At 45.9% G+C, this 12,699-nt stretch carries 13 protein-coding genes; 6 read left to right on the forward strand and 7 right to left on the reverse strand.

The genetic code is table 11. From position 1 onward, the window contains the following. Positions 1 to 251: 251 nt before the first annotated feature. Entirely contained in the window at positions 252 to 629 is a 378-nt protein-coding gene (locus FTU95_RS04285; RefSeq protein WP_180077676.1) for a DUF4917 family protein, read from the forward strand. 34 nt (positions 630 to 663) lie between these two features. Here FTU95_RS04285 and FTU95_RS04290 read toward each other — a convergent pair whose 3' ends face one another. The 6 genes from FTU95_RS04290 to radA all read right to left on the reverse strand — a co-directional run bounded on the left by FTU95_RS04290 (position 664) and on the right by radA (position 6,418). Beyond that, a complete protein-coding gene (locus tag FTU95_RS04290; protein ID WP_005097675.1) occupies positions 664 to 1,182 on the reverse strand; it encodes a tetratricopeptide repeat protein in 519 nt (172 codons plus the stop codon). 98 nt (positions 1,183 to 1,280) lie between these two features. Then, entirely contained in the window at positions 1,281 to 1,619 is a 339-nt protein-coding gene (locus FTU95_RS04295) for a DUF3325 domain-containing protein (protein ID WP_100329080.1), read from the reverse strand. Beyond that, positions 1,616 to 3,337 (reverse strand): PepSY domain-containing protein, encoded by a 1,722-nt coding sequence (locus FTU95_RS04300; RefSeq protein WP_180077678.1) that lies wholly within the window; start codon positions 3,335 to 3,337, stop codon positions 1,616 to 1,618. The genes FTU95_RS04295 and FTU95_RS04300 overlap by 4 nt, the downstream gene beginning before the upstream one ends. Position 3,338: 1 nt before the next feature. Beyond that, on the reverse strand, positions 3,339 to 3,695 hold the full coding sequence (locus FTU95_RS04305; protein ID WP_034608454.1) for a hypothetical protein: 357 nt from the start codon (positions 3,693 to 3,695) through the stop codon (positions 3,339 to 3,341). Positions 3,696 to 3,903: 208 nt separating this feature from the next. Further along, a complete protein-coding gene (locus FTU95_RS04310) occupies positions 3,904 to 4,908 on the reverse strand; it encodes a Tim44 domain-containing protein (protein WP_005169956.1) in 1,005 nt (334 codons plus the stop codon). Positions 4,909 to 5,026: 118 nt separating this feature from the next. Then, complete coding sequence (gene radA, locus FTU95_RS04315) at positions 5,027 to 6,418, reverse strand: DNA repair protein RadA (protein ID WP_180077680.1); 1,392 nt, start codon at positions 6,416 to 6,418, stop codon at positions 5,027 to 5,029. 175 nt (positions 6,419 to 6,593) lie between these two features. Here radA and FTU95_RS04320 point away from each other — a divergent pair, with 175 nt between their 5' ends. Then, on the forward strand, positions 6,594 to 6,998 hold the full coding sequence (locus tag FTU95_RS04320; protein WP_180077781.1) for a hypothetical protein: 405 nt from the start codon (positions 6,594 to 6,596) through the stop codon (positions 6,996 to 6,998). 100 nt (positions 6,999 to 7,098) lie between these two features. Here FTU95_RS04320 and FTU95_RS04325 read toward each other — a convergent pair whose 3' ends face one another. After that, positions 7,099 to 8,445 carry a sodium:alanine symporter family protein gene (locus FTU95_RS04325; protein WP_005169960.1) on the reverse strand — a complete coding sequence of 449 codons (1,347 nt, stop codon included), beginning with the start codon at positions 8,443 to 8,445 and terminating at the stop codon, positions 7,099 to 7,101. Positions 8,446 to 8,765: 320 nt separating this feature from the next. On the opposite strand from FTU95_RS04325, the gene FTU95_RS04330 reads away from it, so the two are divergent. The 4 genes from FTU95_RS04330 (at position 8,766) to dapF (ending at position 12,664) form a co-directional block, all read left to right on the forward strand. Next, complete coding sequence (locus FTU95_RS04330) at positions 8,766 to 10,169, forward strand: amino acid permease (RefSeq protein ID WP_005097664.1); 1,404 nt, start codon at positions 8,766 to 8,768, stop codon at positions 10,167 to 10,169. Positions 10,170 to 10,302: 133 nt separating this feature from the next. Beyond that, positions 10,303 to 10,536: a lipoprotein gene (locus FTU95_RS04335; RefSeq protein ID WP_005097662.1), complete on the forward strand. Its 234-nt coding sequence runs from the start codon at positions 10,303 to 10,305 to the stop codon at positions 10,534 to 10,536. A 24-nt stretch (positions 10,537 to 10,560) separates the two neighbouring features. After that, positions 10,561 to 11,805 (forward strand): diaminopimelate decarboxylase, encoded by a 1,245-nt coding sequence (gene lysA / locus FTU95_RS04340; RefSeq protein ID WP_005097661.1) that lies wholly within the window; start codon positions 10,561 to 10,563, stop codon positions 11,803 to 11,805. Between the two features lie 13 nt (positions 11,806 to 11,818). Further along, a complete protein-coding gene (gene dapF / locus FTU95_RS04345) occupies positions 11,819 to 12,664 on the forward strand; it encodes a diaminopimelate epimerase (protein ID WP_180077682.1) in 846 nt (281 codons plus the stop codon). The last annotated feature ends 35 nt before the right edge of the window (positions 12,665 to 12,699 follow it).

A 12,699-nucleotide genomic window follows, 5' to 3' on the forward strand; every position in this document is an offset into this window, starting at 1 on the left:
GGATAATCTTTTTCAGATTCAATTAGTAATTGAACCGCTCTTTCTCTAATTTCGGGGGTATAGTTTGGTTTTTTCATCGGAATAGTCTCTCAGAATATTGACTCTCCGACAAACCCGGTACGGTTCAATTTGAGAAATCCTATTCGTAAGGAAAAAGAAGTAACTTTGAGTCTTTATCAACATGGTAATTTATCTATTTTCAGAGATGCAAAAAATACCGAAACTAAAGTTCAAAGAGGGGTTTTGAGGATTTGTTAGAAGTTATTACTTCACAATGGGAAGATAATAAAATTCCTTTATTTGTTGCCGAGGGTACGGGAACTAAAAAGCTTGAATCTATAAAAAGTAGTCCCTATTTGAGTACTATTTTCTATGAAGTTCTACCAGATTTAATAACTCAAAAAGCTAATTTAGTCATTTATGGCTGGAGCTTAGGCAAGCAGGAATCACATTTGGTAAAGCAGATATTTAAGAACAACCAATCAGGTAAGGTGGCTATTTCTATATTTCAAAATAATCAGGAAGAGTGCCATCGAATTTATAGGCTTATAAAAAATGAAAAAGTAGCTCCAAATATCGAAGTAGAATTTTTTGACAGCCAAAGTTCAGGTTGTTGGAATAATCCTTAAATAAAAAGCCCATCATCTGACGGGCTTTTCTTACTTATTTAGTTTCAGCAGCATCTGCTTTTTGAGTCCAGAACTCAGCCTGTTCTTCATCGCCATCTACGCCTAAACCATTGGCATAAATAAATGCAAGATCGCGCATTGCTTGAACTTCGCCAAGTTCCGCAGCCTGTTTGACCAAAGCAATCGATTTTTCCACGTCTTTTTCAATTACATCACCGCGACGGTAGAAACCGGCCAACTCTAAAGTCGCAGCAGGATGCTTCTCGATATTGGCCTTACTTAGCCAGTAATAGGCTAACTCAAAGTGAGCTTTAGATTCTTCTGGATCTTCTTCAGCCAGTTCTTTGGCATAAACGGTATAACCTTCACCTAACCAGTACATCGCATCAACCAGTCCGCCGTTGGCAGCTTTCAATGCCCATTCTTCAGCCAGAATAATGTCATCATCATGCTCGCTTTGCATATACAGTTCAGCCAATTCAAATTGCGCTTCAGCATTGCCTGCTAAGGCAAGATTGGTCAGGGCAGCAGAGGGAGAAACACGCTGGGTCATATCAACATCTCAAAAATATTATGCGTAGACTAAAGGTTTAAATTAAAAAAGCCAATCCGAAGATCAGCTTTTCAAGTATGAGGGGGTAAATTAGAATTTTAGACCAAGCAAATGATTGCTGAAATCACGGCGATTACCACACAGATTGAGGCGATTACTTTAATTTTACTTTCCAGATAGCTCAGGCTTAAACCAACGACCAATGCTGCAAAAGTTAAACTGCCCAGCCAATAACTGATCATGTTACTGATTGTACCTGCGAACAGGCACAGGATGAGCGCAATCGTTAATATCACCCAGCCAAGAATGCTGGCCATTCTGGTTTTGGAAGCATCTAGCTCTTTAGCAAAGATCTGTTTCTGATGTTTGGACATCGACGCGGCAAGTGCAAATAAACCGAGAGAAGTCAAAGCCCAAATCAATAAGAAGAACATCATGCCTGATTCTCCTTGAGCATCACTTTGGATTTTTTAGGCGGCAAGCCTTTATGGTTTTTTACTTTCTTGAATGTAAACCAGAACAGGATTGCAAGCGCCCACATCGCCAGATCAAAAGAAGCAATCATCCACTGACCATGCATGATGCTGTTCCAGATTGCCTGACCGCCGGTCAGGAAGTTTACAATTGGGAGTAGGGCAAATGCTGCTGTTGCAAGCAGGAGCAGCTCTAGCCAGGCCTGACGATTGCTACGAATCATGGCATAAACTAAGGTCAGCAACCACGCGATAAAGAAGCTGCGAATTTCCCAGTTCAAACGCATGTCCATGTCTGCAGGAATAAAACGGTTGGCATAAAAGTAGGCAGCACAGGCAATCGGTAAACCGATAATTGCCGCGATATTAGTCACTTCCACAAGACGATAACCAAAAGATTTATAGCCTTGCTTTTGTTGTTGTGGTGCGCGTTTGACACACCACAGAATCAAACCAGTCGCAATCATGAATGTGCCGACCACACCAGACATGAACAATAACCAGCGTAGAGCCAAGTCCACGCCACGTGCTTCATGCAATGTGGTAAATACGTTATAAATACCGTTTGCAACTGAAGGTGTTTTCAGTGTGGTTTGATCCGGCTTTAATTCACCCGTCACGCCATTGAAAGCCAGACTCGGATAAACATTGCGATAGGCTACGCTGACCCCATTTAAGGCACGAAGTTCAATTTCAGCTTTGGCGGTATTTGGCTGGATGATGTTAATTGTAGCAACCGGATTGTTTTTCCATTGCTTTTCTGCTGCTGCAAGAATGGGCGCTAAGTCTGCCAATGGCGCAGGGCGTGCAGGTGGTGCATCACCACGCGAACGGCGAGCTTCACTCCGTGCAGACATATCACCACGTTCACTACGACTCTCTCCCTCGCCACGCAGTCGACGCTGGTCACTATCACCGGATTCAGCCTGAACGCTATTGTCCTGAATCAAGCTCTTACGTTGATCTTGCAGAAATGCGCCTCGATTTTCATAAATCTGGCTGACACCCCAAGGCATCAGGGTAAACAGCAGCAGTAACAAACCGCTAAAGGTAATCATGATATGAAACGGCAGGGCAAATACCGCCGTTGCATTATGGGCATCCAGCCAGGAGCGCTGACCTTTGCCAGGACGGAAAGTAAAGAAATCCTTAAAAATTTTCTTATGGGTAATCACACCGCTGATAATCGCCACCAGCATGAGCAAGGTTGCAATGCCGACAATCCAGCGCGCCCAGATTCGGGGCAGTCCGTACAGTTCAAAATGAAAACGGTATAAGAATGAACCACCGCGTGTTTCACGGGCTTGCAGCACTTCACCGGTTGCACTGTCAATGGTTAGGCGGGTACCGCCACGACGGGCACGCGGATCTTCACCGGCACCGCGAATATTCAGTATGGTGGTATTCTGGCGTGAGTTAGGCAGCTGAATCGCCCAGCTGCCGGCATCCGGATGATGCTGTTGCAGATAAGCCAATGCGACACGGGTCTGTTCGATTTGGGACTTTTGTGGGACTGACTGATGAAATTCCGGTTTCATCCAGATGCTGATTTCATTCTGGAAAAAACTTAAAGTTCCAGTTAAAAAAATCGCATATAAAAGCCAGCCTAAAATCAGACTGGCCCAGGTATGCAACCATGACATCGACTGGCGTGGCCCTTCCTGTTTTGCATCTACTCTCATCTTAATTTCCTAGGAATTTATAGCTGATATAGAGCAAAACACTGGGAATTACGATTCCGAGCGTTGCCTTGATAGTTTTGTTGACCATAAATACCCAAATAAAGGCTGCGGTATTCAGGCTAAAACCAATCAGGGTGGCTGACATGGCAGCACTGCTTCCTGCATCCATAAACATCTGGGCAATCACGATGGCAGCCAGCGAGGCAAGCATATAACCGCCGACACCAGCCAAAAGAAAGCGATATAAAATCATCCCACGATAAACCAGCAGATTTGCTTTAACTTTATTTTTGCTCGATGGACTCGGTGCAGTAACTGTTTCAGTCGCTATTGCATGCATATTCGGACTACTCATCATCGAAAATTCTATCTATTAAACTTGTTAAGCTATTTCGATGCGAATGATAACAATTATTGTTTATATTTTAAATACGAAACATCAAACTATTTATATGAAAAATAAAAAGAACTATTGGACAGGCTAAAAGGGGGGTATTAAAAAATATAAGCTTTAAAAATAAAAACAGCGGCTCGAAAGCCGCTGTCTAAATATTATCTGTTCAGAATTAGTCTTGCTGAATACCTGCAACCACCCAGTCCTGATTTGAACCTGCTGGTTTAGTGAAATGCCAGATTTCTGCAAACGGTTGTGGCAAGCTGTTCAAGTCTTCGCTTACCGTACCGGTAAAGCGTACGCTGACAATATACTGACCATTGTCAGTCGATGAATCTACCACCATGGCATTCAGATTTGAAAACTCGGCAACATCCTGATCCTGATTGCTCATGATGTCATTACGCATTGACTGATAAAGATCAGGAGTTAGGTAACGCTGAATTTCCGAAATATTGCTTGCCGTATTCATAGACTGAATGTGGTTAAAACGCTGACGTGCGACACGCAAGAACGCGGCAGGTTCAGTACCATCCGGTAACTGGCTGCCGCTTTGGGTATAAGCCGTGCCGAAAGGCGCCGTATTTACCGGCGCAGAACCAAACGGTGCATTAGTGCTTGGCGTTTGACCGCCAACATTCTGACCAAAGATATTGCTATTGTCACCACCGCGAGGTGCAGTCGGTGCTTGACCAAAAGGTGCTGTATTACCTGCACCGCTATTTGGTGCAAATGGATTAGAAGCTACTTTTTTTTTTGCGCCCATCTTACGGAAAATGAAGAAGGCAACAGCAGCAGCAAGCAGGATCCAGATCCAGCCTGGAATACCACCTTTTTCCTCTTCTGCTGGAGCCGCCTGAGCTTCAGACGCTGCCACACTTTGATCATCGGCCAATGCATTGGCAGCTACGGCACCAATCGCAGCACCCGCTACACCGGCAGCAACCATACCACCCACACCTGGGCCAGATTTTTGCTGGGTTGCAGCACCGGCAGCTGGCGCTTGTTGAGCAGGCGCAGCTTGACGAGGTTGTTGATAAGATTGGGTAGGCTGTGCAGAACGTTGCATACCGTGACTTTTACCGCCACCGGCACGTTTTGCTTCAGCAGCAAAAGGCGCAACCAATAATACTGCTGTCAAGATACCTGTAATCAAACCGCGCTGTCGAACTTGCATTCATTTTTCCTATGAGAATAAAACCTATTTGTACAGTCTATTTATATAGGCTTTGTGTGGAATTTCAATCAAAAATCTGTATTTTTTTGCGCTTTACTGCAAATTCACTGCCTGATGCTTAATTTAGCTCATCACTTAAAGACATGGCTTCACTCAGGGCTTCATGCAAACGGGCAACAGCAATAATTTGCACGCCTGCAATGGTTTTTTGCGGTGCATTGCCACGCGGCACAATAATGTATTTAAAACCATGCTTGATCGCTTCTTTCAGACGTTCCTGTCCATTTGGCACGGGACGAATTTCACCAGACAGCCCGACTTCCCCAAAAACAGCCAGTTGTTGTGGTAAGGCCTTGCCACGAATACTGGAAGCGCAGGCGAGAAGTACCGCCAGATCCGAACCGGTTTCGGTGATTTTCAAACCACCGACGATATTGACATACACATCCTGGCCGGAGGTTTGCACACCACCATGCCGATGCATGACGGCCAAGAGCATATTCAGGCGGTTCTGATCCAGGCCAAGTGCTACACGTCTTGGTTGGCCATGCGCATCATCGACCAAAGCCTGTACTTCGACCAGGAGTGGACGCGTGCCTTCACGACTGATCATGACAATCGAGCCCGGAATCGCTTCATCATAACGGCTTAAAAATATTGCAGATGGATTGGACACTTCGCGCAGCCCTTTGTCGGTCATGCCAAACACCCCGAGTTCATTCACCGCGCCAAAACGGTTTTTGACGGCACGGATCATCCGGTAACGTGAATCGGACTGACCTTCAAAATACAGTACACAATCGACCATATGCTCAAGTACGCGTGGGCCTGCCAAGGCGCCTTCTTTGGTGACATGACCGACCAGAAATAAAGAGGTACCGCTGTTTTTGGCAAAACGGGTCAGCAGGGCAGCGGATTCACGAATCTGCGAGACTCCACCTGGAGCCGATTGTAAGGTCTCGGTATACAGGGTTTGAATTGAGTCCAAAATTGCGACGGCAGGACGTTGCTGGGTCAATACTTCACAAATGCGTTCGACACAGGTTTCTGCCATGACCTTGAGCTGATCGGTTGGCAGATCCAGACGCTGGGCACGTAATGCGACCTGAGACAGGGATTCTTCGCCGGTGACATATAAGGCCGGATTTTTGGCAGAGGCCATATGCGTGGCTGTTTGCAGCAAAATGGTTGATTTACCAATGCCGGGATCACCGCCGATCAGAACCACTGAACCCGTCACCAGTCCGCCACCCAGAACCCGGTCAAACTCACTGATACCGGTCGGTAAGCGTGTTTCATGAGAGACTGAGACCTGATTTAAGGTGGTGATTGTGGATGCCTGACCTGCATATCCACCCGCGATTTTTGGCTGAGCCCGATGTGTAACCGCAGGTGCAATGCTGACCTCAGTCAGGCTGTTCCATTCCCCACATTCCGAACATTGTCCCGACCATTTCGGATGATCTGCACCACATTGTTCACAACGATAGACACTTTTTGCTTTAGCCATATTTTAAGATGAGGCGATTGAAATTGACTGACAGCATAGCGGTGAATGTGATCTAAAACCAAGCCTTTCACCTGAGAAATCATGGTTTTTACGACAAGGCTTGTCGTTTTTATTTGTGCTTATTCGGATGTTGTGTATCAACGCCGTCTATAATGCCCGTCTTGTTATGCTGAAAATGGAACAGATCTTGTCACAATTGCTGAAACATATTGATGCGATCGCACGTGAAAAAAACCGTGATGTGCTGTTTGTGCATTTTGAACAGTATGTATACCCAGATCAGGACGCTCACTCGGTTCGGCAAATGTTTATCGGCTGGTTAGAGCAGCAGGGTATCCGTTATATACCGTGTTTGGGCATTGAGCCCACAGTCCGCAGTGACGTGTATTCGGGCAGTCTATATCTGGATGTACCTTTTGACCTGCAGCATAAAACCTATCAGAAACTGAGCGAGTATTTGGAAGATGATCAGGGCAATATGAAAATTGAAGGCATTCAGTTTTTTGTTTTATCTTTAGGGCTGGCACTTGAACTCGAATCTGACGGCAAATTACCAGAATGGGGCGGTTTATGCTCATAGAACATGAATATTGGATTTGAATTTCGAATAATTAATAATAAAAAGCCACAATTGATGTGGCTTTTTATTCTCTTGGTTCGGGATTTAGGCAATAAGGTGGTTAATAAAGTTCACCAGATTTACGCCTTGCGATGAAGTCTTTCGATTCCTTGGCAATCACGCCAGACAATAACAGCAATGCAATCAGGTTGGGAACCGCCATCAGACCATTAAAGGTATCGGCAAATAACCAGACCAGATCCAGTGTCGCGATACAGCCGACAAAAACCGATGCAATATAAATAATACGATAGGGTAGAACGAACTTTTCGCCGAGCAAGTAAGTGGCACATTTTTCGCCGTAGTAGCTCCAGCCTAAAATCGTGGAATAAGCAAAGAAAATAATTCCGAAGGTGACCACCCAGCCACCGACACCGGGCAGGAGTTTGTCGAACACGCCAATCGTCAGTACTGCACCGGTCTGATCACCAAATGAATTACCGGCCATGATGTAGCCCATCACCAGAACAATACCAGTAATTGAACAGACAATAATGGTATCAATAAAAGTACCGGTCATAGAGACCAGACCTTGACGGGCAGGATGGTCGGTTTTTGCTGCTGCGGCTGCAATCGGCGCAGAGCCCATGCCGGCTTCATTCGAGAATACCCCACGTGCTACACCATAACGAATCGCCGCACCAATCGCACCGCCTACTGCAGCTTCACCAGTAAAAGCATAGGTGAAGATCATTTTTAGTGCAGGTGCTACCAGTTCTAAATTGTTGAGAATAATGATCAGACCGCCAGCCACATAGCCTACCGCCATGATTGGAACAATCACCGAAGATGCCTTGGAAATCGATTTAATCCCGCCCAGAATCACCAGTGCTGAAAAGGCAGTAATGATAATACCGGTCATCCAGGTTTCGATCCCCAAACTGTTTTCAACTGCCAGTGCAACAGTATTGGACTGCACTGAACTGCCGATCCCAAAAGAGGCCAGTGTCCCGAACAAGGCAAAAATCAGCGCCAGCCATTTCCATTTCAGGCCACGTTCGATGTAGTACATCGGACCACCCGACATTTCACCTTTTTCATTTTTAATTCGGTATTTGACTGCAAGGACACCTTCGCCGTATTTAGTCGCCATACCAAACAGTGCAGTCATCCACATCCAGAACACCGCACCCGGACCACCCAGCACACAGGCGGTGGCTACGCCGGCAATATTACCGGTACCAATCGTGGCAGACAGTGCGGTCATCAGTGAAGCGAACTGGGAAATATCACCTGAGTGCTCGGGATGCTTGCCAAAAACCTGTTTGAAGGCCAGTGGCAGCATACGGAATTGCCAGAACAATAAGCGGAAAGTGAGGAATATCCCGGTGCCGACAATCAGTACCAGCATATAAGGGCCCCAGACCCAGCCGCTTAAAGTCTCCATTAAACTTTGTAAATTTTGCATAAAATTCTTCTTATTGATCCATGTCTATGTAATTCGAGATATTGATTAAAAAGCAATTATTGTGCCATCGGTATTCATCCTGAATACTTAAAATGGCGGAATTGTGTTCTAGTTTTTACATGGTTTTGCTGCTTTGACAAGAAGTTTCTTGAATCTCGGGCGTCGAAAAAATAAGCGTTAAGCTGGCGCGAGTGAGATATAAGAAAAATAAATGAACTTTACAGTTTAGGCAGAAAATACAAATGATGTGATTTTTCTTTTTGTATTCAGGCTTTTTTACGTTAATTTGTCGCGAGTAAAACTCGAAGTTGAAATCAATAATGTCAGAAAAATATAACAGTTCATCGGCAGAGCACGGTGAGTTACAGCGAAGTTTATCCAATCGGCATCTACAGCTTATTGCCATTGGTGGCGCCATCGGAACCGGCCTGTTTATGGGTTCGGGCAAGACCATCAGTCTCGCAGGTCCTTCTATTCTGGTGATCTATATGATCATCGGTTTTATGGTATTTCTGGTAATGCGTGCACTCGGTGAGTTGTTGCTCTCGAATTTGCAATATAAATCATTCATTGATTTTGCCACGGATCTGATCGGGCCTTGGGCCGGATACTTTGTTGGCTGGACCTACTGGCTGTGCTGGATCACTATCGGGATCGCAGATCTATCCGCGATTATTTATTACCTGCAATTCTTCAATAATGGCTTGCCCTTTAGTCCTGAAGAAGGAGTGATGATCAGCGTTGCCGCGATTGTGTTTATCATGGGTTTGAACCTGGTCACGGTCAAACTGTTTGGTGAAATGGAATTCTGGTTTGCTCTGGTCAAGATTATCGCGATTGTGGTGCTGATTGCCGTTGGCCTGTGGATGGTCTTTACCGGGTTTACCTCGGATGCCGGCACAGTTGCGTCATTTAGTCATATCTGGTCACATGGCGGTATCTTCCCGACTGGAGCGATGGGCTTCCTGGCCGGGTTCCAGATTGCGATTTTTGCCTTCGTGGGTGTAGAGCTGGTGGGTACGACCGCAGCTGAAACCAAAGATCCGGAAAAGAACCTGCCGAAAGCAGTGAACTCGATTCCGATCCGTATCATTATTTTCTATGTACTGGCACTTTTGATTGTGATGTCGGTAACGCCATGGAATCAGATTGATCCAAATATCTCGCCCTTTGTGAACCTGTTTAGTCAGGCTGGTATTGCCGCAGCTGCGATCATCATGAACCTGGTGGTGTTGTCCTCGGTGATGTCATCGATGAACAGTGGGGTATTCTCGACCAGTCGTATGCTGTTCGGTCTGTCGCGTGAAGAGCAGGCACCACTTGCCTTTGGTCGCTTAAACCGTCGTGCAGTTCCGGCAAATGCCTTGTATTTCTCTGCGGTGTGTTTGTTACTGGGTGCAGCACTACAGTATTTCGTTCCAGATACCGTCCGCGCTTTCACTTTAGCAACGACTTTATCCACGATTCTGTTTATCTGTGTCTGGATCATCATTATCTGGAGCTATATCGTGTACTACAAAACACGTCCAGAATTGCATGCCAAATCGACCTTTAAGTTGCCGGGCGGTCTGGTGACCTGCTGGATTGTGATCGTATTCTTCCTGAGCATGATCGTGGTGTTGGCGCTGGAAGACGATACCCGTCAAGCACTGATGGTCAGCCCGATCTGGTTTATCCTTCTGGTTATTGGCTATTTCGGTTTCTATAAACAGAAACATAAATAAACCTTATCAATAAAAACGTCAGCGATCTGCTGGCGTTTTTTTATCGCTAAAGATAATCTCTAGGCTTTAGCGCTTTGGTCATGGTGATCATCGCGTTATACTTCATCGAAACACTATTCAATTAGGTGGTCAGATGCATCAAGTCATTTGCTACATCAGTATCTTGGCGACAAGTCTTGTTCTTGCAGCTTGTGGGCAGTCAGGTGCGTTGCACTTGCCGAATGATCCAGATTACGACAAGCGTGCCAAGTATTTGTTATATAAAAATACCGAAGCTGAATCCAAAGCCTCCGATGAAGAACGAGATGCCCCTGTGCAACAACAGTTTGCTGCGCCTGAAGCATCAGATTCAACGACTACACCTTAACGCTTTCAAAGAAAGGATACCTTCATGAGTTTCACCCGCATTAATGGGGTATTGCACGCTGAGCAATGTTCATTACAACAGCTCGCAGAGCAATTTGGCACACCTCTCTATGTTTATTCCAAAGCCACCTTGGAAAAGCATTTTTTAGATATGGACCGTGCTTTTAACTTTATCGATCATCAAATCTGTTTCGCGGTAAAGTCCAACTCCAATCTTGCGGTATTGAATGTATTGGCCAAACAGGGGGCCGGTTTTGATATTGTGACCGGCGGTGAATTGGCACGTGTACTGAAAGCCGGTGGTGATGCCGCAAAAATTGTATTTTCGGGTCTGGGTAAAACTGAAGCAGATATTAAAAAAGCCTTAGAAGTGGGCATTGCCTGCTTTAATGTGGAATCTCATGCCGAGCTGGATCGTATTCAAAAGGTTGCGGCTGAATTGAATGTTAAAGCGCCGATTTCATTGCGCGTGAATCCGGACGTCGATGCCAAAACCCATCCTTATATTTCAACCGGTCTAAAAGAAAATAAATTCGGTATTCCATCTGATAGTGTATTTGCAACCTATCAATATGCGGCGTCACTGGCCAATCTGGATGTGGTCGGGATTGACTGTCATATCGGTTCACAGCTCACCGAAACCCAGCCTTTTGTTGATGCGCTGGATCGTGTCATTGTCATGATTGACCAGCTCAAAGAAATGGGTATCCACCTCAAACACATCGATATTGGTGGTGGTCTGGGGGTGACTTATAAAGATGAAACCCCGCCATCGGTTGAAGAATATGCCAATGCGCTACGTCCAGCATTAGAAAAATTGGGCCTGAAAGTGTATATGGAGCCGGGGCGTAGTATTTCTGCCAATGCGGGTGTATTGCTGACCAAAGTCGATCTGCTCAAACCGACCAATCATCGTAATTTTGCCATCATTGATGCGGCGATGAACGACCTGATTCGTCCGGCTTTATATGAAGCATGGATGGACATTCAGCCAGTGACGCCGCGTAATGATGCTGAAACTAAAGAATGGGATGTGGTAGGTGCGATCTGTGAAACCGGTGATTTCCTCGGTAAAGAGCGTGAATTGGCAATCAAAGAAAATGATGTACTGGCAGTCTTGGGCGCAGGTGCCTACGGTTTTGTGATGAGCTCAAACTACAACAGTCGCGGCCGAGCGGCTGAAGTGATGGTTGATGCAGATCAGGCACATCTGATTCGTGAACGTGAGACGATTGAATCACTCTGGGAACGTGAGCGTTTATTGCCTTAAGGACTAAATCGAGATGTTATTAGAATTTACCAAGATGCATGGTCTGGGCAATGACTTTATGGTGGTTGATCTGATCAGCCAGCGCGCTTATTTGGATCCGGTCACCATTCAGCGCTTGGCCAATCGTAACTTTGGTATTGGTTTTGATCAGCTGCTGGTGGTTGAACCACCAGACGTACCGAGTGCAGATTTTAAATATCGGATTTTTAATGCCGATGGTTCGGAAGTAGAACAATGTGGCAATGGCGTGCGCTGTTTTGCCAAGTTTGTACATGACCGTCAGCTGACCAGCAAAACCAAAATCAAGGTACAGACGAAGTCTGGTATTGTTGAACCGGAATTGGGTGCCAATGGCTGGGTGCGGGTCAATATGGGCTATCCGAAATTCCTGCCACAGGACATTCCATTTTTGGCCGATGCACCGGAAAGCCTGTATGACATTGAGCTTGCTAGCGGTGAAAAGCTGAGCATTGATGTGGTGAATATGGGTAATCCACATGCGGTGACGATTGTACCGGATGTGATTGCTGCCGATGTGGCACGTATTGGCCCACAAGTTGAAGCGCATGCGCGTTTCCCGGCACGGGTCAATGTTGGCTTTATGCAGATCATTGATGAAAAACATGCGCGTTTGCGTGTGTATGAACGTGGGGTCGGCGAGACTTTGGCCTGTGGTACAGGTGCCTGTGCCGCAGCCATTTCCGGTATGCGCCGTGGTCTGCTGTCGAGCAAGGTTGAAATCGAGCTGGCAGGTGGCAAGTTGCAGATCGAGTGGAAAGAAGGCGATGTGGTCTGGATGACCGGACCAACGGCGACCGTGTATGAAGGGCGTCTGGATTTGCGTTATTTTCAGGGTTAATCGGCATTAAGTTTTAAAAAAGCACCGTGCTCAGA

The sequence above is a fragment of the Acinetobacter sp. YH12208 genome, assembly GCF_013418055.1.
Classification (GTDB): Bacteria; Pseudomonadota; Gammaproteobacteria; order Pseudomonadales; family Moraxellaceae; genus Acinetobacter; species Acinetobacter pseudolwoffii.

Excerpts from the sequence above, each read along its gene's own strand:
- FTU95_RS04290 (WP_005097675.1), bottom strand. The coding sequence starts at position 1,182 with ATGACCCAGCGTGTTTCTCCCTCTGCTGCCCTGACCAATCTTGCCTTA.
- FTU95_RS04295 (WP_100329080.1), bottom strand. The coding sequence starts at position 1,619 with ATGATGTTCTTCTTATTGATTTGGGCTTTGACTTCTCTCGGTTTATTT.
- FTU95_RS04300 (WP_180077678.1), bottom strand. The coding sequence starts at position 3,337 with ATGAGAGTAGATGCAAAACAGGAAGGGCCACGCCAGTCGATGTCATGG.
- FTU95_RS04305 (WP_034608454.1), bottom strand. The coding sequence starts at position 3,695 with ATGATGAGTAGTCCGAATATGCATGCAATAGCGACTGAAACAGTTACT.
- FTU95_RS04310 (WP_005169956.1), bottom strand. The coding sequence starts at position 4,908 with ATGCAAGTTCGACAGCGCGGTTTGATTACAGGTATCTTGACAGCAGTA.
- radA (WP_180077680.1), bottom strand. The coding sequence starts at position 6,418 with ATGGCTAAAGCAAAAAGTGTCTATCGTTGTGAACAATGTGGTGCAGAT.
- FTU95_RS04320 (WP_180077781.1), top strand. The coding sequence starts at position 6,594 with ATGGAACAGATCTTGTCACAATTGCTGAAACATATTGATGCGATCGCA.
- FTU95_RS04325 (WP_005169960.1), bottom strand. The coding sequence starts at position 8,445 with ATGCAAAATTTACAAAGTTTAATGGAGACTTTAAGCGGCTGGGTCTGG.
- FTU95_RS04330 (WP_005097664.1), top strand. The coding sequence starts at position 8,766 with ATGTCAGAAAAATATAACAGTTCATCGGCAGAGCACGGTGAGTTACAG.
- FTU95_RS04335 (WP_005097662.1), top strand. The coding sequence starts at position 10,303 with ATGCATCAAGTCATTTGCTACATCAGTATCTTGGCGACAAGTCTTGTT.
- lysA (WP_005097661.1), top strand. The coding sequence starts at position 10,561 with ATGAGTTTCACCCGCATTAATGGGGTATTGCACGCTGAGCAATGTTCA.
- dapF (WP_180077682.1), top strand. The coding sequence starts at position 11,819 with ATGTTATTAGAATTTACCAAGATGCATGGTCTGGGCAATGACTTTATG.